Origin of the sequence: Nonomuraea sp. NPDC049695, from assembly GCF_040674955.1 — a bacterium.
Lineage (GTDB): Bacteria > Actinomycetota > Actinomycetes > Streptosporangiales > Streptosporangiaceae > Nonomuraea > Nonomuraea helvata.
In genome coordinates, this window is sequence record NZ_JBFANV010000130.1 from 1 (window position 1) to 24496 (window position 24496).

The following is a 24496-nucleotide window of genomic DNA, read 5'->3' on the forward strand; positions in this document are numbered from 1 at the left end:
CCTGGCAAGTGGACGTGCGCGCCAGCGGCGGCTACATCATCGCGCCCGGCGTCACCACCCGCGCCGGCCCCTACACCCTGCTGGGCCGGCCCCGCCGCCCCGCCGCCCTGCCGGCCTGGCTGCGTCACGACCTGATCCGCACCGGACACCGCCCCCGCGACAACCCTCCACCCACCAGTGGCCTTCGCCCGCTACGCGCGGACACGCCAGACTCAGATGGGCTGCTGGCCCTGTCCACCCTCCTGGCTGACGTGGCCGGATGCGCCGCCGCCGCCAGCGGCACCGGCTTCGCCGACAAGCTCAACCGGGCCGCCTACACCGCCGGAGGCCTCGTCGCCGCCGGACGCCTGCGCCACGACGAAGCCGAACACGCCCTGAGCCAGACCGCCACCCACGCCCGGCCGCAGCAGAGCCGACGGATCGCGAACATCATCCGCTCCGGCATGAACGCAGGCCTTCGCCACCCGCTTCAGCCCGACCATCACCGCTAGAACGCGCGGACGGCGGACACCTCCCTCCGCGCCGGCCGCAGCACGGACCCAACAGCCAGCCGGCCCGAACCGCAGCCCGGCCCACCCGGCCTGCGCCGCCTTGCCAACCCCCGCACGCCAGGCGTGCAGGGGTTGCGCGACAACCAGGAGACGATCATGTCCATTCCCCCTGAAATCACCGCCGAGGAGGTCCTCGGCATCGCCACCACGCTGGCGCGCCTCACCGACGCCGACGTCGACACCTCCCCTCTGGCAAGACTCGACGAGATGGCCGAGGACGATGCCGTCAAGGTGATCGACGACATCTTCGGCAAGATCCTCTCCGACGGATGAGCCGCCGTGCCCTCCGCCGCCTGGCCAGCCGTTCGACGCAGGCCAGCCTGATCGCGCCAGGCGAGCCATCCGGCCTGGCCACTGACGCCGCTGCCCGGGGAACGCTGACCCAGCCCGATCGAACCAGCCGACGTGCCATGCGCGAGGCAGGTGTCCACTACCTCAACCTCAGCCGGGGCCAGCTGTGCGCCGGGCACGTAGCCAATCCCCACTTCCTGCGGCTGCAATCCACCTGGTGCGAGCAGAAACGCTGGGCCGACATCCTGTGGACGCTCGGCCCCGACTTCTACATCAACTTCGCGCGCGGTCCAGTGACCGTCCACGACGTGAGCGAACGGCCCCGCACCACCCGAGCCTGCTGGCAGGGGCTTGCGTGGGTGCGCTTCGCCTGCGAACGACTGTGGGAAGGCCCCGAACATCCGGCCATCGGCCGCAACGGCCAGGACATGACGCCGTACTTCACCGGAGAACTCGGCCGCCTCGACGACCGCGTCAAAACCTTCGTCCGCTACTTCCGCAGCCACTACCAGGGCCAGCCGCTGAGCCTCGACATCTGCTCCGGCCTATCCACGCAGACGGCCGACGGCCCCGCCCTCCTCGCGCAGCACTGATCAGCGGGCCATCCGACACTCCTCGGACCCGTCTCGTCCCGTGCGCGATGACCGCGCCCAGCGTGCGGCGCTTCGCCGACCTGAGCCTCCCTCCACGGTCACCCGAATGGAGACCTTGTGCATTCGACCACTACGTCCGTCCTGACCAGCTCAACCAGCGAACTGATCTACACCGTAAAGAAGCCGGTCCTTGGCAAGCCGGTCCTTGTCCGGCGAGACCGATTCCGCGCATGCCTCCTGCCGGGCCGGCTCCACCTCACCTACACCTTCCAGCCCACCGGGGCCTGGGCGGCCACCTGGCGGGTCACCGGTGAGGCGGCCACCTCCAAGGGCATTGGGCTGAACCACCAGGCCACTCAGATGAGCACCGACCTCCCCCAGGACGAATGGCCGGATTGGATCATCGCTGAGATCGCCACCTACCGGCCCCCCACTCTGCCGGAGGCTTCCGCACTCGCCGTCCTCGGACCACTGCGTCCCCTCCTGCTGCCTCAGACTCTCCTGGAAGTCGTCATCGCCGGACTGCGCGCGGCCGTGGCGGAGTACCGCGATCGCAGCGGATGCCCCGACTGCCGCCGCACCGGCGAGATCTGCCCAGAGCACTTCGCCGACGAGCAGCGTGCTGCCGCTTGGGCGGCCGCCGAACACCTCCTCGCCGCAACCACGCGTCCCGAGACGGGCCCGGATCAGTCTCCTCTGCCGATCCGGGCGGCCCAGCCGACCCCGTCCTGAGCGAGCCGAGGCACTCCCAGCCAACAACCTTGTGACGGTCCGCAACCGCACTGTCCGGCTGCCCGGCCTCGAAGACGACCCCGGGATCCTTCAGCAGGGACCGGCCGCCCTTGCATCGTGGCGGCCCCGCTCCCCTCCGGGGTCGTCACCCCCTGACACCCGACCAATGAAGGAAGAAGCATGCCCACGACCACCGTGGAACCCGGCGTCTACACCAAGAACGGCCAGATATACGAAGTGAAGCAGAGCCGCCGCTTCGCCGGTTCGCTCACCATCAAGAGGCTGGAGGTTTCGCGCGGCAAGCTGCGCCGCCGCCCCTCCCCCATTCGCGTTGAGGATCTGTCCTCATCCGACGTGATCAGCGAGGAGCAGGCCGCCGCGTTCGGTCACAAGCACGGCATCTGCGCCTGCTGTGGGCGGGCGCTGAGTGATCCCGAGTCCGTCGCGAAGGGCATCGGGCCCGTGTGCCTGGCCAACCTGCGCAGGATGCGAGGCGCCCGATGATCCCCGGTGAGGTCAAGGTCGGAGACCTCGTTGGATATCTGCTCAATCCCCAGCATTCGCGGCGTGCCGTCCAGGTCGAGGTCACGAAGATCGAGCCCGCGCAGCACGGCCTGCCGTGGCTCACGGTCGCCCTCACCAGCCACTCGCTCAATCCGATCGGCCGGGGCTACAAGGTCGGCGACGAGTTCTGCACCGTCAACGATCGCGGGTCGGAACTGGTGCCGTGGCGCGAGCCCCACGAGGTGGCATTGCCGCGCTACGACGTGGCCGCCAAGGGCCGGATCGGGGTGACCCTCCCGGCCGAGCACCCCTACACCTACCTCGCCGATCACACGCTGACCCTGGAGAACGTGCCGAGGTTGCGACTGACTGCCGTGTGCGAGGTGCTCAACGAGGTGGTGCGCGCCGGGTTCGAGTCGTACGCGGAGGCCTATCACCACCGCACCTACACCTTCAGCCAGAGCGCCGGCGAGGTGGCGTGGCGATTCACCCGCGACGTCGACCCCGACTGGCCGTCGCCGACCGTGCTTCTCGACGGGCTTCGGCCGAAGTACACGGCTCGCCTGATCGCAGAGGAATGCACGCGAGCCTTCGACCTGGGAGCGGTGTCATGACCTTGCTCGAGGTCGACCCCGAATGGCTGGCCCAGGCCCAGCGCGCCCACCATCTGCTCACCCAGCGGCAGCATGTGATCACCAACGCGCTCCGGCGCCACGCCGAGGCCATGTCCGAGGCGGCAGAAGCCGCGCGCGCCAGCCACGCAACAGGAGCGGACACATCCCTGATCAGCAACCAGGGGTTCGCCCAAGCGGCCAGCATTCTCGCAGACACCGCCCAGGCAGAACGCGAAACGGCCGACGAGATCGACGACTGGATGGCTGCAGGCGCTCCATGAGCTTCCCCGGCCACCGCTTCGCCCACGACCTGACGGCATGACACCGGGCACCGACCTCCGTCCCGGGAGGAGGTCATCACCCCACGAACGCTCTCGGCCACTGGCCCGCCGCCGAGGCCATCCCCGTCCTGGTCGCCGCCCCGCCCACGCTCGCGCTAGACAACCTGGCCACGCGCCAATCCCCCGATGAGGAGGGTCGGCGGCGGCTCGCCGTACGGCACCAGGCCACATGGCAGGCCCTCGCTCACACCCCCGAAGGGTCCAGCCGACCCCAGCGAGCCGAGGGACTCCCCACCAAGAACCTCGACCGAAGCAGGGGCAAGCACGCCGCGCCCCCAATCTCCGCCGCGCCCCGCACCCGCGCCCCCGCAGGCAGGCACCGGGGTGCCCTGCGGGCTGAGGCGGCTTCGCACCGCACCGCCCTTGCGTGCCCCGTGCGCTCTCGCCGCGGCGACGACTGCGAGGAACCCATGAAGATCATTTTGTCCTACGGGCTCGGCGCCGACAGCACCGCCATCCTGTTGCGATGGCTGACTGAGCCCGAGACCCGCGGATTCGCTCTGGACGACCTGATCGTCATCACCGCGCAAACCGGTGACGAGCACGTCGATACGGCCATCCTGGTCGAACAGCACATCTACCCGCTGCTGGCTGAGCACCGCATCCGGACCGTGCAGGTCGCCCGCGGCGGCCGATACGAACGCGACGGCATCGTCGTCCTGGACGACACCTGCGAGCCGATCCTGTGCCTGACCTCCGGCGGACCTTACACCCTGGCCGATGAGATGGAGCAGAACGCGACCGTGCCGCAATCGGGCAACCGCGCTCACTCGATCAAGTTCAAGGGCTGGGTCATCGACCAGTGGATCGCGGCCAACCTCGGCACGGACGAACCGTTCGTGCACGTCATGGGCTACGAAGCCGACGAGCTGGATCGTATCCAAGGCGACAGCGACAAAGGCCTGCCCAATCGCCTGCCGACCTACCCTCTTCTGGACTGGTCCTGGGACCGCGATGCGTGCGAAGCGTTCATCCTGTCCGTGCTCGGTGTGCACTGGTCCAAGAGCTGCTGCGTCCGCTGCCCCTTCGGATACGCGAAAGACAGCCGGGACCGTACGGTGCTGCGGCTGCAGCGCAATCCCCACCAGGCGGTCGGCGCGCTCGTCATGGAGTACCTGTCGGTGGCGGTCAACCCACGTCAGGGCCTCCTAGCCGGCAAACAGCTCTACCACCTGCTTGCCTCCACCCCCGGCTCAGCTGACCTGCTGGCCCTGCTCGAAGACCGCCTCGATGAGCTGCCGTGGGCGATCTACGAGGTCCGACGGGCCTTCTCCGCCAAGCGCGGGGACGCGATGGCGCGTGGCACCACCCGTCGCTCTCTACGGCGTCTCGTCACCGGCACCCGGGCTGAGATGGTCGCCGAGATCGCACGAGCCGCGCACCTAGCCGGCCGCCGTCTCGACAGCGACGGCCGCCACCACCGTGTGTGGGTTCGCGAGCGGAACCCTATGTTCCCGTGCGTCGAACAGGCGCTGGTCGCGGCGCCGGCACTGGCCCATGACAAGACGCACCCCACCTTCGACAAGGCCTGGCAAGCCGGCCTTGTCGGACCCCGTCAGCTCGCCCTGGCGCTCTGAACACACACGCGCGAGAGCCGCTGCTCGGCTCCGCCGGCGGACGGTCCAGGCGGCAGCAGGACCGCCATGGCGGAAGGTGACCTACCAGGCCCTCCCCGCGACGGCTGGTGTCTCCTCGGAGGCCGACGGCGACGGCGCGTGGCCAGCCGGTGAGTGCGCGGTGCTGCCCGGCGACGAAGCCGACGTCGTCGGTTCGCCAGACGGCTGGGCAGGTGAGCGGCGAGCTCGGCCCGCTCGGCGCCCTCGCGAGGGCGCGGGAGCGGAAAGGTCTACCTCCTGCCGGATGCCCAGCGCGCGCAGATCCGTCTCGCTCCATCCCTGCTTGGTCGCTCTGGCGTAGCACTCCTCACGGGCGCGCGCTGTCTCGGCCAGCTTTCCCGCCAGTTCGGTGACCTTGCTGTCCAAGGTGTCGAGCTCAAGAAGAACGTCGATCCGGCCTTCCAGCATGGAACGGGCCCGGCCTTCAAGATCCGACTCTCTGACTTGCTTGCTGACTTCCATAAAAGATCACGGTAAGGCGCGAGTGGGCAGGAGGGAAGACCTTTCGGCAGTTCCCGACATTCCCGGCTTGCTTCCGCCTTTGACGGTTGGGCCAGGCACCCTGCCCCGGACCCAGAAAAGGAGCGTCGTGTTCGACATCACCCTGTTTGACCTGACGAACGACCAGTGGAACGCCATCATCGCCGAGCACCCCGTGTCGGCGGACTTCGCCGTCAGGACCGTCGACGACATCGCCAGCGTGTTGTCGGCCGCCCGGGGCGCCCTGGCGGACCGCGACCCTGGCGATCTGCTGGCATGCCCCGCCTTGATGGACATCAACATCTGGGAAGTCGTCGGAGACGACGAGGGTGTCTTCATCGTCGTCGTCCAGGTAAGTCCTCATGCCGCGTGGGCGAGCAGGCCGCTGCACATCAGGTCGGTCATCGCCACCGGAGTTCGCGGATCCGATGCCGCCCGCGCGGCCCTGGAGCTCCTGCTGGCCACCCGCAACGACCTCCTGATCGAGACTGCAGCCATTGACACGGCCGCCGACAGCCTCGCCGCCTACGCCACTTCCATCGGCGTACAGGAAGACGCCCTTGACGCGATCGTGCACGAGACCGCCAGCGCCGCCGCGGTGGTGACGAACAACGGCGGCACCGGCACCCAGATCGCCTACCTGACTCAGCAGTACGGGCCCCGCGGAGCGCTCGACCTCATCCGGCGCGCCGCGCAAGCCCGCCTCACCCCTGTGCTAGCCGCCGCCGGCTGAGCCCCGGACCAGGCCGTGATCGCGCCAGAAGCGGCCCTGCCGGACATCGGCGCGCCCCATTTCATCCAAGGAGAACCCCTGTTGAACCAGCCGCTCATCCCTCGCCGCGCCGACGAGGGAGCCTAGATGGCCGTCGTCCGCACCCGCACCGTCACCCTCATCGCCACCACCGGCCGCGTCATCGAGGTCGAGGCCGACGTCGGCCACGGGCAGGCCCGATTCCATCTCATCGGGCTGCCCGACACGCACCTGCCCGAGATCCAGGACCGGGTCCGAGCGGCCACCATCAACAGCTCACTCCCGTGGCCGAAGAAGCGCACCACGGTCAGCCTCTACCCCGCCAGCCTGCCCAAACGCGGAACCCATCTCGACCTGAGCATCGCCGTGGCCATCCTGGCCGCGACGGGCGTGATACCGGCCGCCCGCATCGCCGCCACCTTCTTCCTGGGCGAGCTGGGACTCGACGGCCGCATCATTCCTATCCGCGGCGTGCTGCCGGCGGTGCTCGGTGCCGCCGCGACCGGCGACGCCGAGGTGGTCGTGCCCACCGCCAACGCCAGCGAGGCCGCCCTCGTCCCAGGCGTCCAGGTGGTGCCCGTCGACGACCTACAGCAGCTGGTGACCTGGCTGCGCGACGACCGCCAGCAGCTGCCGCCCATCCCCGCCTCCGTCGCACCCCCGTCCGGGACCGAGGTCGACCTGGCCGACATCGCCGGCCAGGCGCAGGCCCGCAAGGCGCTGGAGATCAGTGCCGCAGGCGGCCACCACCTCCTCATGATCGGCCCGAACGGCAGCGGGACGACGATGCTCGCCGAACGTCTGCCCGCCCTGCTGCCCGACCTGGACCCCCAGGACGCCTACGAGGTGACGGCGCTTCACTCCATCGCCGGCACCTTGCCGCCGCACCCGCCGCTGATGACCCGGCCACCGTTCATCAGCGCCCACCACACCGCCTCGCCCGCGGCGATCTTCGGCGGCGGCCGCACCGTCGCCCGGCCGGGAGTCTGCTCGCTGGCCCATCGCGGCATCCTCTATCTGGACGAGGCTCCGGAACTGCCAAGATCGGTGCTGGACGGGCTCCGTCAGCCGCTGGACGCCGGACAGGTCACCATCGCCCGATCCGCCGGCACCCTGACTTTCCCGGCACGATTCATCCTCGTCCTGGCCGCCACCCCATGCCCCTGCTCGGCCCCCGCCAGCATCGAACACTCCTGCCAGTGTTCGACGGCGGTTCGCCGCCGCTATCTGGCCCGGCTGTCCGGAGCGCTCGGCGACCGCATCGCCATCACCGTCGCCCTCACTCCGCCCCGCTCCCAGAACGTCGCCGCCCGCCGCGAGCGTCGCGAGAACAGCCGGGCGGTCGCCGAGCGGGTGCTGCACGCGCGGCGACGCGCCGCCCAGCGCTTGGCCGCGACGCCGTGGCGGACCAACGCGGAGATCCCGGCCTCAGCTCTCCACTCCGACTTCCGCCTCCCCGACGCGGCGCTGAAGCCGATCGCCGCATCGGCGGACCGCGGCGCGCTCAGCGCCCGCGGAGCCGACCAAATCCTGCGCATCGCTTGGACGCTCGCCGACCTCACCGGAAAACCAGCGCCGGACCACGACGATGTCGCCGCCGCGCTGGCTCTGCATCACGGCGACGACGTCAGGACATGACAGAGACCTGACCTGCTCACGGCAGGCAGAGCGGGACCGCTCCACCGAGAAAGCTAACCCGGGCCGGAAACGAGGCATGTTCCCCGCTTCGCCCAATCTCAAATGATCTTGCAGTGAGGGACAGCGGACCTGCGGTTACCACCAGCGCGCCGGTCACAGAGACCCGCATCCCCGAAAGGAACGATGACATGGACGCCGACCTGCCGCGCAGCAACTTCTACGCCATTCCGCCCAGCCCCGCGAACCTCCTGATCAGTGCGCCGACGGCCGAGGGGCCGCGCTGGGAACTGCACATCGCCTACGCCGAGGCCGGACCGGTGCTCCAGGCCCTCGCCGAGATCTGGCCGGCCTCAGCCGAGGAGATCATCCGACGGTGCCAACAGCTCGGCCTGCAGCACCGCCCCTACCAGACCAAGCGCATCATGACGAGCGCGCACGTGATCGCCGACGATCTGCGGGCCCGGATCACCTCCGGCGAGCTTCGCCTCCACCACCGCTTCCCGACCGAGCGCGAACTGATCGAGCACTACGACAGCAACACCGAGGTGGTCCGAGCCGCCAAGAGCCTCCTGATTGACGAAGGACTGATCGGGCGCGCTGGACGCGGGACGAAGGCAGGGCTCACGGTCCTGCGTACGCCGCCAACGACCTCGGACAGAAGGGAGTCACACAGGATGGGCTTCCCCAAGGACGAGACCATGGCCGCTGAGCTGGCCAAGGTGGAGAACTTCAACATCCGGGCCGTGCACGCCGACGGCGAGATCCTGACCCTCATCGCTGAGGTCGCCAGCGCTCGATGCCAGCAGCCGATCGACTACGACAAGCCCTTCGAGGCCATCACCGCTCTGCACGTCACCCTGGAGCGGATCGCGGCCCTGGCCTCGCGTAGCAGTCGCTACCCCCGCTGAATGCTTCGCCGGGCGGACTCCCCCACCCCCGGCTCCTCTTCCCGGAAGGACTGCGGATGGTCAACTCCTCAGCGAAATGCCCGTGGCCTGCGAAGGTGATGGAGGCGCTCGACCGGATCGGCGAGCTCGTAGGCGGCCCGATCTGGCTGGATCACGTGGCTGGAGCCGATGATCACCTCATCGTGGTACCCATCGAGGGGATCGGTACCCTCACGGTTGGTGACCAGGACGGGCCCCTCACCTGCGACCTCGATGATTGCCGCGGCTTCAGCGTCGCGCTCCAGGACAACGACGAGCACTTCGTGGGAGTCGTGTACTCCTCTCCCACACGAGATGTCGACGCACTGATCGAATGGCTGAGCACCTACCTCAACCAGCGGACTACGCCCGGCCACGCCGAGCCGGACGGGGCTGGCCATGAGCGTACCGAGTAAGGCCGAGGCTTCAGCCGACCCCAACATTCTGATCGGGCACCGGCTCAAGGTCCACTTCAACCTGCACACGCACCTGTGGTCGGTGACCGCGCAGGCTGGTCCGGACAAAGGCCGGGTGATCGCCAACGTGCCCGCCATCGAGCTCGCCGACGTCATCTTCAAAGTGTCCGAGGCGGGCCGGGCTCGCTCTCACCGGCTGGGTCATCGAACTGTGCACGCATGGGTGCTGGGCACCGTGACAGCGCTGCCCGAGGCGGTGGTCCTGGATGGCCTGACCCAGGTGACCTACAACCCGGCACCCGAACGGCCCGCGACTTTCACCGGCCCGGACGGCGTTCCCGTACGGCAGGCCGCCCGGGTGCTGTTCGCCTGCGCGCCGGACAACCCAGCCCGAGGCTACGCATGGGTGTGATCACCAGCTAGCCCAGGTGGTCGTGACGATCAGCCGGGCCGAGCTGTTGCAGCACACCGAGGCCGAGCTCGTGACAGTGGCCTGACCTGGTGCGCATGACGCCGTCTTAGGTGGAGTACGCCGAAGGCAGGTGAGTCACCTCACCCCATGCCACCAGCGCAGACAGGGCGCACGTCGGTGAATGACTTCCCGAGAGTCCTGTGATCCCCCAGGTCGAACACCGGCGCCCGCCCTGGGTCTACGGCGGAGACCTCTGCGCGCGTCAAGGCCCAAAACCGCGGCCTTGACCCACTCCGAGGCATCCGCCGTCCACGACAACCAGGCGCCGGAGTTCGACCCGGCTGCCCTTCCGTCGATGGCGACAACGCCCGAACCAGGGAGGCCCTTTGTCTGATCAGGACCTTTTCGCCCCGCTCATCCTGCAGCGGATCGCCGACCCCGAGGACCGGCGCCTGGGCCACCTGGTCGCTCAGCTCACCCCCGCCGGGGCTGTCGAGGCGCTCCGCAGCAGCGCGAGCCTGGTCCAGTACGCCCCGCCCATGCACGACGACAGCGACGAAGAACGCTGGGCGAAGGCCTGCCGGCGGTGGCGGTCCCGGCTGGTCACGGCCAACCCGGAAGCCGACCTTCAGGCGGGGCATGAACTGGGCGCCGACCTGGTGACTCCCAGCGACCCCGACTGGCCCGCCGAACTGAACGACCTGGGTGTGTCGGCGCCGCACGCGCTGTGGGTGCAGGGCAAGGCTCCACTGGCGGGCGCCTTCAGCCGATCCGTTGCGATCGTCGGATCCCGGGCAGCGACCTCCTACGGTCGGCACGCCGCCACCGAGTTCGCCGCCGCGGTCGGCGAGGCCGGACTCAGCGTCGTCTCCGGTGCCGCTCTCGGCGTGGACACGGCCGCGCACCAGGGCGCCCTGCTGACCGACGCGCCAACCATCGCGGTGCTGGCCTGCGGCGTCGACATCGCCTACCCGCAGGCGAACAGGGCCCTGCTAGAGCAGATCCAGCAGCGGGGCGCTGTGGTCAGCGAGTACCCGATCGGCAGCCAGCCGAGCCGAGCCCGGTTTCTGGCCCGTAACCGGCTGGTGGCCTCCTCGCTCGCCACGCTCGTGGTCGAAGCCGCGACGCGCAGCGGGACCATGAACACCGCCACCCGAGCCCGTGAACTCGACCGGGTCCTCGCAGCGGTACCAGGCCCCGTGACCTCCTCCCAATCACACGGAAGCAACGACCTGCTCGTCGACAGGAACGCCCACGCCGTGCGCCACCCTCTCCACCTGCTCAGCCTTCTCCAGGCCTGACCCCCGCTCCTATGCCCTCGCCGGGTCAACCACTCGGCGAGGGCTTCGCCATGCCCTACCCCGCTGCCCGAAGGAAGCGCCACCCATGAGCAACAAGCGGATCACCGCCGAGCAGGCCACCGCGAAGTACGGCGAGGACGTGATCTACACCCTCGCCGAATCCCGCAAGGCCATCCCGAGATGGGGAACCGACGGCCGCACCTACGACGCCAAGAAGCTCGCGCGCCAGGTCAAGAAGGCCAGCAAGTAGCAGCACTGCGGCACCCGGCACCCGGCGCCCCCAGCCCGCGCCCCGTCCGCGCCACCATCCCCGGCCGGCCCTCTCCCAACCGTCTCTGGACGCAGGAGCATACGCGCCGCAGCCCAGAACGCGAAGGAACCGCCTCCCATGAGCCTGCTCCGCCAGATCCGCCACACCCGCGACACGCTGCGATGGATCCTTCTCACCCCCACCAGCAGCACCGAACTGCGCATGACCACCAGCTGGGCGGCGATCCTGCACCGCGGCGAAGCCGACATTCCCGCCGGGCGCCGGCTCGCCCAACGGTGGCGCGCAGCCGGCTGGAACGACGAGGTCGTCTGGCACGAACTGGCCGCTTACCGCGCCCGCTTCACCGATGCCGTCAATATCCCCGACCCGAGGTTCGCACCCCTGCAGGCCAGCGCGGCCTGGCTGCGGTTCGCCGCCGAGCACGGCGCCGCCGCCGACCTCGCCGCCGCGGTCCACGTCCACCTGAGTGCCGTGCACGACCTGATCCACGCCCCGCGATCTCGATAGGAGCCACGTGCCCCATCACGCCATCGCCCAGCTCACCGGCAGCCGCAGCCACCAGTGCGACGCCGCGGCCGCCTGGACCAACGGCTCTACGCGCGCCTACGTCCTGCTCGACGGCATCGGCTCCTCCCCCACGGTGCGTGCCTGGACCCGCCAGTTCGCCGAGGTCCTGGCGCGCGAAGCCGCAATGCGTACCGACGCTGAACAGGGGCTGCGTGCCACCCACACGCTCGCCGCGGCCGACCGCCGCCGCCTTGTCGCCGACGGTGGCGACAAGGTCGGGGCCGTCGCCGTCGTCGCCCTCATCGACGGCGATGTCCTTCAGGTGGCCTGGTGCGGAGACGCTCGCGCCTATCTGCTGAGCCCCGGGCAGCCGCTGCGGCGGCTGACCAAGGACCACAACCAGCGCCAGGTCGCCCTCGATCACGGGCGGGAGCCTGCCTCCAACGCCCGCAATGTCGTCACCTCCTACCTCGGCCAGCTCACCGAGTATCCGGCCATCGGCACCGACACGCTGCTGCTGCCCGGCCCGAACGACCGGTTGCTGCTGGCCTCGGACGGCGCCTACGAGCCGCTGGAAGCCGCTGGACTCGACCTGGCCACCTACCTGCAGGGCCCTGCAGAGCAGGCAGCGACCATCCTGACCACGGCCGCCATCGACCATGCCAATTCGCGAGCGGACAACGCCTCAGCCCTCGTCGCCGACCTCAGCCGTGTGCCCGTCAGAACCTCCCGCCGTGCCACGGCCACGAGGCAGCGATGATCGATCGCTTCTCCGGGCCGAACTGGATCCTGTCCAACTTCGCGCGCATCCCCCTCACGCTGTATTCCACGCTCGAGCAGCCCATCCACGACGAACCCGGAGGTTGGATGTCGCGTACCACCAAGGACCAGATCTTGTGGCGTATCAACAACGCCTGCCGCATCGGCCAGCTCGACCCGGACCCGGACCGCTTCGACGAACTGCAGGCGGAGCTGTGGGTCGCCCACCCCGAGGCCCGCCCCTACATGAGCAGCGGCCGCTTGCACCGGCCCAAGGCACGTCCCGATGTTGTCCGTGAAGAGGGCTGGTGCCCCGAACGGCGCCGTGTCCGAGACGCCTGCCTGGCCGCCGCCCAGGAGTACAACGCCTGCGGCCAGGTGGTCACCGAGCCGCCCGCCTTCCAGCACCGCCAGGGAGTCAACGCCTACGCCTAGGGCGTGTTTCAGAAGTGGGTTCATAACCATGCGTTGATCGCGGCGATGTGGATAGTGGCTTCGTAGCGCACAGAGAGCTTGTCGAAACGTGTGGCCACGGCCCGATGGCCTTTGAGCCGGTTGATCCCGCACTCCACAGCGTGACGCTGGGCGTACGACTCGGGGTCGAAGACCGGTGGCCGCCCGCCCTTCGACCCCTTCTTGCGCCGGCTGGCGGCCTGATCAACCTTGATCGGGATGGTCGCCTTGATCCCGCGCTGGCGTAGGAGGCGGCGGTTGGCGCGGGAACTGTAGGCCTTGTCAGCCAGCACCCGGTCAGGTCGGGTACGGGGCCGGCCACCACGCAGGCGCGGCACCCGGATGCCGTCCAAGACCACAGCGAACTGCGGGCTGTCACCACGCTGCCCGGCCGTCAGCACGATCGACAGCGGCTTTCGGCCCTGCTCACACGCCAGATGCAGCTTGGTGGACAACCCACCGCGCGAGCGCCCCAGCCCATGATCGTCCGGTTCGATCTGCACCCCGCCCGGTGGCTCCACCTGCAGATCCCCCTTTTCCGCGCCCCGGCAGCATGCTGGTGCGCCCGGCATACGGTGGAATCGACACTCACATCCCAGGCGATCAGCCCGGCTGCGTCCGCCCGGGCCTGTAAGGCGGTCAAGATCCGCCGCCAAGTGCCATCACGCTGCCAGCGCCGGAACAACCCGTAGATCGTCTGCCAGCGTCCGTACCGTTCGGGAACATCCCGCCATGGCGCACCCACCCGCACACGCCACCGAATACCGTCAATGAGCTGCCGTTTGGTCCAGATCGGCGGGCGTCCTGGCTTGCGACCGACGGGCAGCAACGGCTCCAGCTCCGCCCACTGCGCATCGGTCAGATCGGCCCGCCCCGCCACCGATAGGGTGTCCACGAGGTCTCCGTGCAGATGGTCTTCTTGGTCGTTGACTCATCTACCGGAGACCTCTTCTTTTGTCGATCTTCGACACACACTCGCGCGGTCGCCGACCTTCAACCCACTTCTGAAACACGCCCTAGCAGCGGCTGGCGGCTTCGACCGGCACGTGCCCGAGCAGCCTCGGGCACGTGCCGACAGCGTCTCGACCCAGGGGCCGAGACCTCCTCACCCCTTTGACCACTTCCCCTCTTTCGGAAGGCGTTGACGTGTTCGACCTGAAGCCCGCTCCCGCTCCGACAGCCATTGCCCTGATCACGAGCATCCTCGCTGGCTGCGCCGCCCTCACCGGCTGTGCAGCCACCACGACGCCTACCGCGCCTCCTGCCACCGGCGTGGTGATCGACACCGACTACGACCCTCCGGGCTTCACCAAGAAATGGGGATGCCGCAAGGTCAGAGCCACGACCGTCTGCGGCTGGAAGAAGGACAAGGCCACGCCTGCGGACTGGGACATCACCGTCCAGTACGGCACGGCCACTCCGCGCGAGATCCCCGTTCCGGAGGCCGTCTTCCAGAGCTGCCCGAAGGGCGCTTCCTACCCTGCCTGCGCCACTGGCCGCCGATAGCACCCCACGCCGCGTGCACCCCCACGACCTCGGTCCGGGTGGTAGGGCGCGCGCTCCCCTCTGGATCCCAGGAGATCGATGCCGTCACTTATCCCGCTTTCCTCCGTACCAGCGGAGGCACGCCTTGACCTCCTCGCCGCGTCCCTCACCCCGGTCTTTGAGCAGATCGAATGGGCAGAGGACGAGGTGCAGCTGGCCATGAAACGCCACCCGTGGGCCGCTGACACCCTGTGGCACAGCTTCTCGATCCTCAAGGCGACCAGGGTGCTTCTGCGCTGGGAACTCCCCTACCGGGCGCACTGCCGTGAACTTCTCGATCGGGTCGCGGCCGGGCTGGACACCCGACCCGGCACCAGCGCCGAGATCATGTCCGTCGCCGGCGACATCAGCAAGATCAACCCGATGAACGCCACCGGCTCCGGCACCTACATGCGCGCGCTGCGCCAGGCCCTCCCCGAGGTGTACGCCGCTGTAATGCCCACCCTGGCCATCGATCGGCACAGCCTTCACGAAGCTCTCCACAGCGAACGCATCGACAGACTGGAGGGCGAGGTGCGTCATCGGCTGACCGTCCACGATCGCAGCCTCGGCACCATCACCTGCGCCGGCCGCCATCACGGCGAGCCAGCCCTGTGCCGGTACGCCACAGCACCTGACCACATCGACGCTGGCGGGCCTTCCCTCGCCGACCCCTTCCGTCCCGTGCTGGCCTCGGCCACGGACGGCCGAGTCCACCACGTCTACCGTTTCGCCAACGGCCTTGGCGCTTCCATCGTCCGCGCCACCGAACGCTCCAGTGTTGAACTGGCCGTTGTCACCTGGGAGAGCGCCGCATCGGCGGATGACGACTACCACGTGACCGACCAGACGCCGATCACCGACGACGTGGTCGCTCGCCTGACGCCCGAGGAACTGACCGATCTGCTGGTGCGTATCCACGCGCTACCCCGCTCGTTGCCCGGCCCTGCACCAGCGGAGCTGACGGGGTGACCGACGCAGAGACCGGCGTGGTGGCTCTGTAGACGCTGCTGACCGACCTGCCGGAGAACCTCGAGGGTCGCATCGTCGGCCCGTGATGCGAACGGGCACCTTCTTTGGCCGCTTCGGCGTGGGCCGCGCGGCACCGCAACCCCCGGGAGGAGCGCTACTCGCATGCTCAAACTCACCAAGGAGCAAGCCCGCCGCCATCGTGAAGCAACCGACCTGATCGACTCCGCCCACACCCTGTCATACGACGAGGTCGAGTTCGTACTCACCCATTGGCAGGAAGCCTCGACCGTCACCAATCCGCTCGACAGCGCGTTCTTCACCCCCGTGCAGATGGCCAAGGACCTCGCGCTGTACGCATCCGGCCCCCGCGTGATCGACCTGTGCGCCGGAATCGGTCACATGAGCTGGGGCTTTGCCTGCCGCTACGACAACGACTGGGATCGCGACAAGCCGCCCCTGCAGCTCGTGTGCGTCGAGAAGAACCCGCACTACGTCGCCGTTGGCCGGCGTCTGCTGCCTGAGGCCACCTGGATCTGCGGCGATGTATTCGATGTGCTGTCCATGGGCCTGGGCCGCTTCGACACCGCCCTGGCCAACCCGCCGTTCGGGGGCACCGCACTCAACGGCCGCTCCAGCCCTCGCTACCGCGGCCCCCTGATGGAATACCACGTCATCGACCTGGCCGCGCACCTGGCGCGGCTGGGGGTCTTCATCATCCCGCAGGCCTCGGCGCCCTACCTCTACAGCGGCGTCCCGCGGACCGAAAGCAACACCTCCTCTCGCCTGCAGCAGTTCATCCGCCAGACCGGCATCGAGCTCGGTTCGAGCGCGATCGACGCCACCTACTACCTCGACGAATGGCATGGCGTACGGCCCAGCGTCGAACTGGTCCGGGCTGACTTCAGCGAAGCCGGACATCCCACCTCACAACCTGCGCGACCGGCTGTCCCTGAGCCCGCCAAGGCCACGATCCTGGCCGGTAAGCCAGGCATGCCTGACCCGCTGTTCTAACCAGCCGGTCTCGCTGGCGTGCCGCTGCTCATTCCCCACGGACCGGCGGCGGGCCCGGCCCGGTGCCGTGCCCCTGCCGTACCGCCCGAGCTCGTTCGCGAGTCGTGGGGGCCACAGCTGGTCAGCCACCACATGCACTCACCCCCCGGCACCCGCGGATCCGGCCAAGCCCGCCGACGACCAGGCGTCCCCACCGCGGCCCCACTCCACGGCCAACACCAGCCACCACCCCCTTCGCTCATGGAAAGGACCCTGTGAGCCGCCCTACCGCCATCGACCCGCCCGACTGCGGCTGCACCGAGTGCATCATCGGCGAGTACAAGCCCCTGGCCTATGCCGACGACGGCCAGATCGCCGCCCTGATTCGGGGCGAGCTGCGTAACAACACCGGCCTGACGTTCACCATCCACGTCACCTACGAGCTCGAACCGGGCCAGAGCCTGCCGGCCGCCATGCCGACCGAAGTGACCGCCCGCGCGGGCGACAGGACCTGGACGTTCGACCCTTACCTTCTCGGCTTTCGCGCCGAGCGCCGCTCATGAGCGAACCGTTCGACGGCAGCGACGGCGAACTCGCCGCACTGACGGCCGAGAGCCGAACCCCCACGCCATCCCCGGCCGCACGCGCCTTGATGGCCCGCTACCAACACCTGGACCGGCGGGTCTGGGAGGAGAACGCCACCCCGGATGAGGTGACGGAACACCGGCGGCTGTTCGACGCGCAACGCGCGTGGGAAGCCGAGCACCAGCCTCGCTTCACTGGCTGGGAGATCGAACGTCATCCCGAACGGTTCGTCGGACTCACCCTCACGATGGCAGGCAAGGACGCTGTCCGATGGGAAGGCGTCACCGTCACCGCAGTCGCCCGCGCCCACCTTCTCCTCACCGGCGGAGAGGAGGTCACGCAGATCTTCACCGACTCCCCGGTGCGTCGGCCGATCGGTACCGGCACCTACCCGGTCGCCTGCTGGGACATAGCCCGCGGCTTCATCCACAAGGAGCACGTCCCGGGACCACGCAGTGGCTGACCTGTGCGACGGTTGCGGGCGACTACACGAAGACCACTGTCCCGCACCAGTCCTCGAACTCCCGCCCGGCCTGGTCGACGCTCACGGCGGACTGACGGCGGTCGGCGCCGCAGTGGAGGATGCCGCCAACTACCTGACCATGCGCGGCTACCTCGACCCCGACGGCGACGAGTTCCCTGCCTGGGTGCTCGCCGAACTGGCCGAGCTCTACCACGCAGGAGCATGCGAGTTCTGCCCCGGAGCTCTCACCGGCAGCACCTTGGCCGATCACTTCCTGACCCGCAAGCAGGAAGAATACGAACGCTCCATCCCCACCTGGGTGTGCGAGTGCGGCTGGACGTTCAAGGTGCTCCCCGATCCGCGCGGCGAGGCATACTTCGCGGCTCGCGCCGACGGGCTCCTGGGCGACCTGATCGGCTACATCAGGCTCGACTCCACCCGGCAGAAGGTCAAGCACTCCGACGCCTGCCCCGGCTGCACGCGTACGTTCGCCGACACCATCGCCGGACAGCTCAACCCTCAGCAGGCTCTGTTCTGACAGCACAGCCGAACCACGGCCGCGCTCAAGCCCGAGCAGCGGACGCTCACCCCTGCGCCCACCCCCGAAGCGACCAACCCCACCTTGGCAACGACCCACAGCCTTCACCGGCGTCAACCGCGCCGCGCCAGCCGACGCACGAAGCGGGACGCAAGGCGGTCGGGTGCGGCGCCTTCCTGGGTTGTGCGGCGGAACCGCTGCAGGCGTCAAGGCCGAAACCCGTGGCCTTGACGCCCTCCGCAGTATCCGCCGCTGCCTGGACCCAGGCGCCGCACCCCGACCTCCCGGCGCCAGGCAGGGACAGGACAGCGGAAGGGATCTGGGCATGTGGGACGGATACGACGAGCAGGGAGCGCCCGGCTACTGGGCGCCCTGGGCGGTGCACGCACGCCGGATGGAGGCCTGCGGACGCTGGGAGCGTGAGCGGCAGGACTTCTTCGCCGGACGAGGCTCCTTCACCCACGGTGCCGCGGCGCTCATGAGCGCCGAAGAACACCGCCAATACCTCGACATGCTGGAAGAGCAGCGGATCGGGGCGTAGATCAACGTGGCCGCCCCGCCCGGACACCCGCGAGCCGACGACGGCCATCGGCCGGTCTTCCTGCTCGGCGCGCCGGAGCCGAGCTGGCTGCGGCGCGAGGGCAGCGTCTGGGAAGGCAACGAACACATCCCCCTGTTCGTCAGCTACTCCCGCATGCGCCGCCTCCAGCACACGCTGCCACGCGCTCGAGGCCCGTGGGCGCTGGACAGCAGCGGCTACATGCACCTGCGCCGCCGCTCCCCCACCGACCCGCCAGCACGGTGGAGCATCGAGCCGCAACGCTACATCGACGACATCCGCCGCTACCGCGCCGAGGTCGGCCAGCTGCTCTGGGCAGCCCAGATGGACTACATGGTCGAAGCCGAGATACGGGCGAGCACCGGCCTGTCGACGCTTGAGCATCAACGCCTGACAACCGAGAATCTGCTGCTGCTGCGCTCGCTGGCGCCCGAGCTGCCGATCGTGCCCTCGCTGCAAGGGTGGACCCCGGGCGAGTACCGCCGGCACCGGCGCATGTACGCGGCCGCCGGCATCGACCTGCGCGAGGAGCCTCTCGTCGGCCTGGGCAGCGTGTGCCGCCGCCAGGCCAGCATCCCCATCCATTTCCTGATCAAGGAGCTGGCCGAAGACGGCATCCGGCTGCACGCCTACGGCTTCGGCATCCCCGGCCTGTCCATGAGCGGCCACCACCTCGTGTCCGCCGACTCCCAAGCCTGGTCGCTCAACGCGCGCCGCAACCCCGGCGGCTTCCCACAGTGCACGCACCGAAGCTGCAGCTATTGCCCGCGTTGGGCGCTGGCCTGGCACCGCGACATCGTCGACCGCGATCTGGCCACAGCCGTCCACGGAAACACTCCTGCGCTTCGCGCCTCGACGCCCGCCCCCTAAATCCCGGGCACGGACGACACGTCCCGCTCGTGCTCCGCTCGTTTGCTTCTTGCTGCTTTCAGGGAGATCTTCCAGTGCCGCTGCGCCTTGCTCCGCTTAACGACCCGGACGACCCCGTATACCTCGCCGGCACCGTCCGGTATCACGGTTCCCTCACCGCGATGCATGGCGACTTCGTGGTCGAGAGCACCTGCGGCCAGGACGAGACCGACCTCTGCGCGTCATGCGATGAAGCCGCGACCCTTCACTACTCCCTCTACCGCGTTCACGCCGAGCCGCGCTATGTGCTGGTGCGCGCGGACGGAGCAGTTATCCGGCACGTCCGGCGGCACAGCTTCACCGTGCTCCCGTAGCGATGAGCGCAGGCCAGATGCCTCCGCGACCCCCCACCCAGTGTGAACGGCACCTCACCTGCCAGGGATCACCTTCTCCCGCCGGCCGCGGGGACTAGCCAACGACCTGGAGAGAACCTCGCCCATGAGCCGCTCGCCCGACGACCTGCCCCGTGCGGCCCTGCTGATCGCAGCGGCAGGCGCCGCCATCGCCTTGATCATCGCAGGCATCTCTCACAGCCCCACGCGCACGGACATCATCACTGTGCGCGCGAAGGGCCGCGTGTGCGTTCCGCCGCCGTCGGCCCCACCGAACATCGCCGAGGTCGAACCGCACACGTCCAGGAACGTCGGATGACAGGCCCGGTGCTCCTGGCCTCGGCGGCCCTCTTGGCTATCGCCGCCCTCGCCATCGCCATCATCTGTGTCCGCACACGCGATCGAGCCGCCCATATCAACCGCCTCGAACTCGAACGACACCAAGCATTTGTCGCTTACCTGCACGACCTCTCAGTCCAGCAGCTCAGCGAGCACCCGAGCATGCGGGTGGTGGAGATGGAGCTCAGGAACTTTCGCGCCCGCACCTACCCGCCCCCGAACTTCTGACCCGCCAGGCACACCCCCACCCCTAGCTGGAAGCGCTTGGTGACATGAACGTTCTCCTGACCGTTCGCGGCCCCGCCGCGCCGCCGAACCGCCGCCGATGACCATCTTCTCGTCGCGATGGCCACGCATGCCCTCGACAACCGAGCTGGCCCGCTGGTGCGGACGGTGCGGCCACCCCAACGGGGGCCACACTCGCGGTCGCCGTCACACCTCCTGGTCAGCAGGAGTGTGGGCGGCCCGCACCGACACCGTGTGGGTGACCGCTTCCGGCTCGTGCGCGACACCCGGCTGCCGCTGCCCCGAGCGGACCGGCGGCCCATACAGGCCCAGCGCCGAGTACCCGGCCGCGCTCGAAGAGACCCTCACCTCCCGCCACCGTGAGCGGACGGGCCAGCCGTCTTCTCGCCTGTACGGGCCATGCATGAGCGGACCCGGCCCATGCGGCCGAACCCCGACCACGCCCTATGCCGAAGGACCCCGATGCGAGCGCCACGCCCCCAGCCGCGACCACGCCAGGCTCCTTCCCAACGCCACTGGAGTTCCCCCTGACGCACCAGCCTGACTCCGCAGCCCTCGCTCAGGTCCTCACCGGTCTCGGAATCCGCCGTCGCGACCTCGCCGTCCGCGCCACCAGGCCCTCCGGAGCGGCCGCGGTCGCCAAGACCGACGCCGCTCTCCGCACCATCACCAGCCACGCCGCCGCCCTCGCCGGCCGCGGCTACGCCGTCACCCTCACCACCTACCGGTGCGGCTGCACGGCCACCGCCTGCGTCGCCACCAAAGGTCCCGCCGGTGTAGCGCGTTCCCTTGCCGGAGCGATCCCCGCCGGCCACGCCTGCCCCGCCACGGCCCTGCTCGACCCTGCCAAGGTGGAGGCCCGCTTCAAGGCAGCTCTCGTAGGGCGTGACACCGCCGTGGCCAGCCGTGAGGTGATGGGTGAGCGCGCGTTCTCCTGGTCTCTGTCGGCGATGCAGCGCGTCATCGACTCCGATGACTCCCTCCACGCGGCGGGTCATGTGAAGCTGTGCGCTGCCCGGCTCGCCGGCAGCCACTGGTCGTGGTCGAAGCCGGGCGACGACACCATCGCCGGGTGGACGGAGTGCTTCAGCCCGCTCGTGGCCGCGGCGAACATCGCTCCGCCCGCGGAGCGGCCTCTCTATCGGCAGCTCCTGGCTGATGTGGTCGCCGCCTTCCGGCTCCAGGGCGTGCAGTGGGCGCGCGCGAACTTCGGGGCGAGGCCGTGGCAGATGGCAGCGCCCCGGATTATCCCGGTGGCGTGGGGCAACCGGAACCGCTTCTACTCCTCCCGCCTCGCAAGCGGTGAGCGCACCATCCAAGACGCCGTTCTGTGGCGGGTCGCCGCCCGCGTGCCGGCAGGCACGCTCGCGCGAGACATTCGCAATCTGATCGCCGAATTGGAGGCGACCACCCCACCCGCCGAACCGGTCATCTACGGCTGGCACGGCGAGGACTTCGCTTGCGGCGCCGAGTCCTTCGGCGGGGGCCCAGCCGCATCCATCCACGCTGAGCAGGCCTCATCAACGGAGGAAGGACGCACCGCATGAGCATCCAGTCGCTGCCCTTGAAGGCAAACGGACACCTGTTTTCACTTCAGGGCAATGACGAGGTCACGGTGTACACGCCCCTCGACAATGGGTCCCCGTTCGTTACGGACCTCATGTTCAACTGCGCCGTCTGCGACCACTGGCCCACGCTCCAGATCACCGCGGACGCCGTTCTCGTGCAGGACCCCTGCCCCTTTCCGGATGGTCTCTCCGTTACGATCACGCTGCCGGTGCCATCTGGCAGACTCCTCGTCTCCGATGATCTGCGCCCTGTTTATGACTTCGACCGCACCGGCATGGCCAGCCTTAACACCGCCCTCGGCAAGGCCCAGGCGGCTGAGGCGATGGAGAAACTCGGCTGCGCTTTCGGCTCGACCCTCAACTGCCACCTGGGCCTCTATCCCACCGGCGAGGGCACGTACGTCATCGCTACCCCCAGCTACACCGAGGACGTTCACCCGAGGTTCCCCGACAGCGCCGACCTGGCGAACATCTGCACGGATCTGTGGGCCTTCTCCCTGGCGGACTACTCGGACTGGCAAAAGCGCGGCGGCGACCCCTCCACACTCGACTGGTCCGACACCGTAGTGGACGTCACGCCTGGGACGTACAACGTCACCTACCACGGTGCCGAGCGCGGCTTCGACCCCGATTCTGTCGACGATGTGATCTGGGCACACATCGAGCGCATCTCCTGACGCCCTGTCCCCACGAACACGCTCAACTGGCGCGCCGAGCTCGGCCTGCTCGCCAAGGACGACAGCGCCCCGCACCCTCTACAGCCTCCTCCAGGCCGATCGGTGAACGCGCTCCAGGCTGACCTGGACCGGTTCAACGCCGCATTCGAAAGCCTCGGCGCGCTTGGTGCCAGCTCGGACGGAGCCGTCAACGGCATCGACTCCACCAAGGCATCCACCGGCCTGTTCGACGCCCTACCGGCGGCTGCTACAAACCGACGCCGCTACCGGACAACTCTGACGCTACAGCCACCGCCAGGAGGCATGAACCATGGGACTCATCGTCTATGGCCACGAAGCCCTCGACACCGCCCTCCGCAACAACGGCCTCGGCAGGACCGGTAGCGTCCTCGGGCCGCGCGACTGGCCGCACGTGCTGGCCGACGTCACGCCGCCGTTCTATGACTACGCCAACGCAGAGCGTGGCGTCGTCCTGGTCCGCTCGCCCATGCTCAAGCTCTACTCCAGCGCCGTAACGACCGCCACCGACTTCGCCGGGCTGGCCGTGCGCGCCGCCCAGAGCATCAGCGACACCCTGGGCGAGGACCGCCGTCACAAGGCCGTGTTCGGCGACGACTGGCACGGCCTCGTCTACCCGATCGAGCTGGAGAAGCACATCGCCACCGGCGACGGCTTCCCTGGCATCGCCCCTGGCACGCGCCTCGCCGTGGCCCGCATTCAGCTGCCGCACTGGGTCCACCCCGATGCCTGGAGAACCCTGCCGCGCGACACCCAAAAGCGCTACCACACCACCGACTACGGCTGGATCCTCGACCAGATCAGCCGCGCCTGGAACGGAGCCTGACCATGTCGCTGTTCGCCACCCCCGATGAGCATGCCGCCCACCCGCCCACCACATGGAAGGTCGTGCGGGCCGGTACCCGGCACTGGACCCACGCCACGGCCGGCGGCGTCGTCATCGGCGGACGCTACGACCGCAAGCGCGACGCCGAGGCCCACCTGCTCACGAGCAGCTACGCGCGCTTGTGGGACCAGGAAAGCCGCTGGTACGCCGGAGAGCCGATCGACAACTGGCGCCCCTACGCCGAGCTCTTGGCGGAGCGCCAAACCCGCGATGCCTGGCGAGGCCGCGATGCTCCTGCAGAAGCTGGCGAGGCGCCGCCATGCGAAGGCATCTCCCCACGACCGTCGTCGAACTGACACAAAGCGTCGTCGACTCGCTCGAAGCCGCAGACTCGAGCGTCGGTCGATGCGGCACGGCTGACCACGACCACCGCTCTGTTCTCCGACGACATCCAACTAGCCCGAACACGGGCGTCTCACCATCCGGCCATCCGCAATATGCACCAGCAGAACATCTTGGAGGAGAACCCGATGGATCAGCATGACAGCAGCGCCGAGGCTGTGAAAGCGCGGGAGCGCGACCTGATTGGCGAGCCCGTCACCCCAGCCGAACGCGACCAGCTTGACCAGCACAGGGCCGAGGCTGCCCGGCGTGCGGCTGAAACCGTCGCGCAGGAGGCGGCGCGCCGTGAGGCGTGGCCGATGCTGCACGACGTGGCGGATGGCCTGCTCGACAACTACGACGAGGAACGGCACGTCATCGGCGAGCGGACCCGCAAGCTCTCCGACCTGCTC

General features: G+C 69.0%; 37 protein-coding genes. 34 read left to right on the plus strand and 3 right to left on the minus strand.

The window, feature by feature from the left end:
- The 8 genes from AB0J64_RS52355 to AB0J64_RS52390 all read left to right on the plus strand — a co-directional run.
- Positions 1-491, plus strand: a 491-nt coding sequence (locus tag AB0J64_RS52355) for a bifunctional DNA primase/polymerase (RefSeq protein ID WP_364045237.1), incomplete at its 5' end; no start/stop codon positions are given.
- A gap of 156 nt (positions 492-647) precedes the next feature.
- Complete coding sequence (locus AB0J64_RS52360) at positions 648-824, plus strand: hypothetical protein (RefSeq protein ID WP_364045239.1); 177 nt, start codon at positions 648-650, stop codon at positions 822-824.
- Positions 821-1435, plus strand: coding sequence for a hypothetical protein (locus tag AB0J64_RS52365; RefSeq protein ID WP_364045241.1), 615 nt, complete (start codon positions 821-823; stop codon positions 1433-1435). Before AB0J64_RS52360 ends, AB0J64_RS52365 begins: the two co-directional genes overlap by 4 nt.
- 117 nt (positions 1436-1552) lie before the next feature.
- A complete protein-coding gene (locus AB0J64_RS52370; RefSeq protein ID WP_364045243.1) occupies positions 1553-2167 on the plus strand; it encodes a hypothetical protein in 615 nt (204 codons plus the stop codon).
- Positions 2168-2347: 180 nt separating this feature from the next.
- Positions 2348-2671 carry a DUF6011 domain-containing protein gene (locus AB0J64_RS52375; RefSeq protein ID WP_364045245.1) on the plus strand — a complete coding sequence of 108 codons (324 nt, stop codon included), beginning with the start codon at positions 2348-2350 and terminating at the stop codon, positions 2669-2671.
- The gene (locus AB0J64_RS52380; RefSeq protein WP_364045247.1) at positions 2668-3285 is read left to right on the plus strand and encodes a hypothetical protein; all 618 of its coding nucleotides are present in this window, start codon (positions 2668-2670) and stop codon (positions 3283-3285) included. The genes AB0J64_RS52375 and AB0J64_RS52380 overlap by 4 nt, the downstream gene beginning before the upstream one ends.
- Positions 3282-3566 (plus strand): hypothetical protein, encoded by a 285-nt coding sequence (locus AB0J64_RS52385; protein WP_364045249.1) that lies wholly within the window; start codon positions 3282-3284, stop codon positions 3564-3566. Before AB0J64_RS52380 ends, AB0J64_RS52385 begins: the two co-directional genes overlap by 4 nt.
- A gap of 470 nt (positions 3567-4036) precedes the next feature.
- A complete protein-coding gene (locus AB0J64_RS52390) occupies positions 4037-5203 on the plus strand; it encodes a hypothetical protein (RefSeq protein ID WP_364045251.1) in 1167 nt (388 codons plus the stop codon).
- Between the two features lie 81 nt (positions 5204-5284).
- Here the strand turns inward: AB0J64_RS52390 and AB0J64_RS52395 are convergent, their stop codons facing one another.
- Complete coding sequence (locus AB0J64_RS52395) at positions 5285-5704, minus strand: hypothetical protein (RefSeq protein WP_364045253.1); 420 nt, start codon at positions 5702-5704, stop codon at positions 5285-5287.
- Between the two features lie 127 nt (positions 5705-5831).
- Here AB0J64_RS52395 and AB0J64_RS52400 point away from each other — a divergent pair, with 127 nt between their 5' ends.
- The 10 genes from AB0J64_RS52400 to AB0J64_RS52445 all read left to right on the plus strand — a co-directional run bounded on the left by AB0J64_RS52400 (position 5832) and on the right by AB0J64_RS52445 (position 13138).
- Positions 5832-6455: a hypothetical protein gene (locus tag AB0J64_RS52400; protein WP_364045255.1), complete on the plus strand. Its 624-nt coding sequence runs from the start codon at positions 5832-5834 to the stop codon at positions 6453-6455.
- A gap of 126 nt (positions 6456-6581) precedes the next feature.
- On the plus strand, positions 6582-8111 hold the full coding sequence (locus tag AB0J64_RS52405; RefSeq protein WP_364045257.1) for a YifB family Mg chelatase-like AAA ATPase: 1530 nt from the start codon (positions 6582-6584) through the stop codon (positions 8109-8111).
- Between the two features lie 188 nt (positions 8112-8299).
- Positions 8300-9019, plus strand: a complete 720-nt coding sequence (locus AB0J64_RS52410) for a GntR family transcriptional regulator (protein ID WP_364045259.1) — start codon at positions 8300-8302, stop codon at positions 9017-9019.
- Between the two features lie 98 nt (positions 9020-9117).
- Positions 9118-9453 (plus strand): hypothetical protein, encoded by a 336-nt coding sequence (locus AB0J64_RS52415; RefSeq protein ID WP_364045261.1) that lies wholly within the window; start codon positions 9118-9120, stop codon positions 9451-9453.
- Positions 9437-9865 (plus strand): hypothetical protein, encoded by a 429-nt coding sequence (locus AB0J64_RS52420; RefSeq protein ID WP_364045262.1) that lies wholly within the window; start codon positions 9437-9439, stop codon positions 9863-9865. The genes AB0J64_RS52415 and AB0J64_RS52420 overlap by 17 nt, the downstream gene beginning before the upstream one ends.
- Positions 9866-10251: 386 nt before the next feature.
- Complete coding sequence (gene dprA, locus AB0J64_RS52425) at positions 10252-11166, plus strand: DNA-processing protein DprA (protein WP_364045264.1); 915 nt, start codon at positions 10252-10254, stop codon at positions 11164-11166.
- Between the two features lie 85 nt (positions 11167-11251).
- Positions 11252-11416, plus strand: a complete 165-nt coding sequence (locus tag AB0J64_RS52430) for a hypothetical protein (RefSeq protein ID WP_364045266.1) — start codon at positions 11252-11254, stop codon at positions 11414-11416.
- Between the two features lie 138 nt (positions 11417-11554).
- Positions 11555-11944 carry a hypothetical protein gene (locus tag AB0J64_RS52435; RefSeq protein ID WP_364045268.1) on the plus strand — a complete coding sequence of 130 codons (390 nt, stop codon included), beginning with the start codon at positions 11555-11557 and terminating at the stop codon, positions 11942-11944.
- Positions 11945-11951: 7 nt separating this feature from the next.
- On the plus strand, positions 11952-12704 hold the full coding sequence (locus AB0J64_RS52440; RefSeq protein WP_364045270.1) for a hypothetical protein: 753 nt from the start codon (positions 11952-11954) through the stop codon (positions 12702-12704).
- On the plus strand, positions 12701-13138 hold the full coding sequence (locus AB0J64_RS52445; protein WP_364045272.1) for a hypothetical protein: 438 nt from the start codon (positions 12701-12703) through the stop codon (positions 13136-13138). Before AB0J64_RS52440 ends, AB0J64_RS52445 begins: the two co-directional genes overlap by 4 nt.
- Before the next feature lie 20 nt (positions 13139-13158).
- Here AB0J64_RS52445 and AB0J64_RS52450 read toward each other — a convergent pair.
- Positions 13159-14036, minus strand: a protein-coding gene (locus AB0J64_RS52450; RefSeq protein ID WP_364045306.1) for an IS5 family transposase whose coding sequence is annotated in 2 segments (ribosomal slippage) — positions 13159-13643 and positions 13643-14036 — 879 coding nt in all. Because the reading frame shifts where the segments join, the coding sequence is not laid out codon by codon here.
- Between the two features lie 266 nt (positions 14037-14302).
- Here AB0J64_RS52450 and AB0J64_RS52455 point away from each other — a divergent pair.
- The 11 genes from AB0J64_RS52455 to AB0J64_RS52505 all read left to right on the plus strand — a co-directional run bounded on the left by AB0J64_RS52455 (position 14303) and on the right by AB0J64_RS52505 (position 20595).
- Complete coding sequence (locus AB0J64_RS52455) at positions 14303-14662, plus strand: hypothetical protein (RefSeq protein WP_364045274.1); 360 nt, start codon at positions 14303-14305, stop codon at positions 14660-14662.
- 78 nt (positions 14663-14740) lie between these two features.
- Entirely contained in the window at positions 14741-15652 is a 912-nt protein-coding gene (locus AB0J64_RS52460) for a hypothetical protein (RefSeq protein WP_364045276.1), read from the plus strand.
- A gap of 162 nt (positions 15653-15814) precedes the next feature.
- Entirely contained in the window at positions 15815-16663 is an 849-nt protein-coding gene (locus tag AB0J64_RS52465) for a hypothetical protein (protein ID WP_364045278.1), read from the plus strand.
- Positions 16664-16917: 254 nt separating this feature from the next.
- Positions 16918-17205 carry a hypothetical protein gene (locus tag AB0J64_RS52470; RefSeq protein ID WP_364045280.1) on the plus strand — a complete coding sequence of 96 codons (288 nt, stop codon included), beginning with the start codon at positions 16918-16920 and terminating at the stop codon, positions 17203-17205.
- A complete protein-coding gene (locus AB0J64_RS52475; protein ID WP_364045282.1) occupies positions 17202-17690 on the plus strand; it encodes a hypothetical protein in 489 nt (162 codons plus the stop codon). Before AB0J64_RS52470 ends, AB0J64_RS52475 begins: the two co-directional genes overlap by 4 nt.
- Positions 17683-18228 carry a hypothetical protein gene (locus AB0J64_RS52480; RefSeq protein WP_364045284.1) on the plus strand — a complete coding sequence of 182 codons (546 nt, stop codon included), beginning with the start codon at positions 17683-17685 and terminating at the stop codon, positions 18226-18228. Before AB0J64_RS52475 ends, AB0J64_RS52480 begins: the two co-directional genes overlap by 8 nt.
- Before the next feature lie 325 nt (positions 18229-18553).
- Complete coding sequence (locus AB0J64_RS52485; protein WP_364045286.1) at positions 18554-18769, plus strand: hypothetical protein; 216 nt, start codon at positions 18554-18556, stop codon at positions 18767-18769.
- 6 nt (positions 18770-18775) lie between these two features.
- Entirely contained in the window at positions 18776-19657 is an 882-nt protein-coding gene (locus AB0J64_RS52490; protein ID WP_364045288.1) for a hypothetical protein, read from the plus strand.
- A 74-nt stretch (positions 19658-19731) separates the two neighbouring features.
- Entirely contained in the window at positions 19732-20010 is a 279-nt protein-coding gene (locus tag AB0J64_RS52495) for a hypothetical protein (RefSeq protein WP_364045289.1), read from the plus strand.
- A gap of 124 nt (positions 20011-20134) precedes the next feature.
- Positions 20135-20347: a hypothetical protein gene (locus AB0J64_RS52500; protein ID WP_364045291.1), complete on the plus strand. Its 213-nt coding sequence runs from the start codon at positions 20135-20137 to the stop codon at positions 20345-20347.
- Positions 20344-20595, plus strand: coding sequence for a hypothetical protein (locus tag AB0J64_RS52505; protein ID WP_364045293.1), 252 nt, complete (start codon positions 20344-20346; stop codon positions 20593-20595). The genes AB0J64_RS52500 and AB0J64_RS52505 overlap by 4 nt, the downstream gene beginning before the upstream one ends.
- Positions 20596-20799: 204 nt before the next feature.
- Here the strand turns inward: AB0J64_RS52505 and AB0J64_RS52510 are convergent, their stop codons facing one another.
- Entirely contained in the window at positions 20800-20961 is a 162-nt protein-coding gene (locus AB0J64_RS52510; protein ID WP_364045295.1) for a hypothetical protein, read from the minus strand.
- Between the two features lie 98 nt (positions 20962-21059).
- Between AB0J64_RS52510 and AB0J64_RS52515 the strand changes: the two genes are divergently transcribed.
- The 5 genes from AB0J64_RS52515 to AB0J64_RS52535 form a co-directional block, all read left to right on the plus strand.
- On the plus strand, positions 21060-22160 hold the full coding sequence (locus tag AB0J64_RS52515; protein WP_364045297.1) for a hypothetical protein: 1101 nt from the start codon (positions 21060-21062) through the stop codon (positions 22158-22160).
- Positions 22157-22858, plus strand: a complete 702-nt coding sequence (locus AB0J64_RS52520; protein ID WP_364045299.1) for a hypothetical protein — start codon at positions 22157-22159, stop codon at positions 22856-22858. Before AB0J64_RS52515 ends, AB0J64_RS52520 begins: the two co-directional genes overlap by 4 nt.
- Positions 22859-23168: 310 nt before the next feature.
- The gene (locus AB0J64_RS52525) at positions 23169-23702 is read left to right on the plus strand and encodes a hypothetical protein (protein ID WP_364045301.1); all 534 of its coding nucleotides are present in this window, start codon (positions 23169-23171) and stop codon (positions 23700-23702) included.
- A gap of 2 nt (positions 23703-23704) precedes the next feature.
- Positions 23705-24058: a hypothetical protein gene (locus AB0J64_RS52530; protein WP_364045302.1), complete on the plus strand. Its 354-nt coding sequence runs from the start codon at positions 23705-23707 to the stop codon at positions 24056-24058.
- A 174-nt stretch (positions 24059-24232) separates the two neighbouring features.
- Positions 24233-24496: hypothetical protein (locus AB0J64_RS52535; protein ID WP_364045304.1), on the plus strand; the 264-nt coding region annotated here is incomplete at its 3' end.